General features: G+C 69.5%; 1 protein-coding gene. It reads right to left on the minus strand.

Annotated features, from left to right (window positions below; translation table 11 throughout):
• Positions 1–1,041 (minus strand): transposase (locus AB0B91_RS66340; protein ID WP_358343322.1); only part of this gene is annotated, 1,041 nt, incomplete at its 3' end.
• Positions 1,042–1,167 lie beyond the last annotated feature (126 nt).

A 1,167-nucleotide genomic window follows, 5' to 3' on the forward strand; every position in this document is an offset into this window, starting at 1 on the left:
TGCCGTCCGTGCCGTCCGTGCCGTCCGTGCCGTCCGTGCCGTCCGTGCCGTCCGTGCCGTCCGTGCCGTCCGTGGTGGCGGCCTCGTCGGGGTTGTGGCAGGTCTCGCTGATGTGGACCTTGAACCCACGCCAGAACAGGTCATCGCCCTTGGCCGCCCAGCGGGCGTCGAGGTCATAGGGGGAAGCCAGGCGGATACTGCCCGGCGGGAGGCCCTCTCCGCCGTCATCGAGGGACTCCCGCCGCTTGACCACCTCCCGCCCCGGCTGCCGCTGGTACGGGTGTAGTTCTGGATCAGCATGACGCGCAGCGCCTGCACCGCGGGCAGCCCGCGCAGCCAGGTGGGGGAGAACGGCGCGTAGACGGCGGCCACCAGCGCATACCCGTCGGTGCCATAGGCGATGGCCAACTGCTCACGTTTGGTCTTGGAGGTCGGCAGCCGCCAGGAGTCCACCCGGGCCCGGTACCGATCGGCCCAGCCGGGCACCTCCAGCACCTGTTCCACCCAGCCGGGCGCGGCGGCCGAGACCGCCTCCAACGCCGCGCGCACGCACCCCCCGCCCAACTCCAGCCGGTTCAGATTCCGCACCGCACCGAGCACGTGCGTGGAGTCGGTCCGCTGCTTGCCGCCCGCCTTGACCAGGCCCGCCTCGCTCAGATGGGCCAAAAGCAGGTCCAGCGTCTTCTCCTCCAGCCCGTGCTCGATCACCCGGGCACGAAACTTCGACAGCACCGTGTAGTCGAACCCGGGATCGTCCAGCTCCAGGCCCAGGCCGTACTTCCAGTCGATCCGTCCCCGGACCGCGTCGGCGGCCTGCCGGTCGGTCAGGTCCTCCACGAACTGCAGGATCGTCACCAGCGCCAACATCGCGGGAGATTCGGCCGGAGCGCCCCGGGCGCCGAAGGCGTCGGCGAACTGTTCATCGGTGAACACCTCACCCAGCTGATCACGAACCGTTATCGCCAGGCTGCCCTTGGGAAACGCCGCCCGCGCCACCTTCGCGGTCGCTTCGGGAACCTGCGACAACGACCGCCGCCGCATCGACACCACACACCCATCCTGCGGCCGTCGAGGGGAAGGTCACGGCACGCAGAAACGATTTTTCACCCAGCCACCGCCCGCGACCAGAAGCCGCACGGCGTGTCACCAGAATTCAGCAACAGAGTC

The sequence above is a fragment of the Nonomuraea sp. NPDC049141 genome, from assembly GCF_040648415.1.
GTDB lineage: Bacteria > Actinomycetota > Actinomycetes > Streptosporangiales > Streptosporangiaceae > Nonomuraea.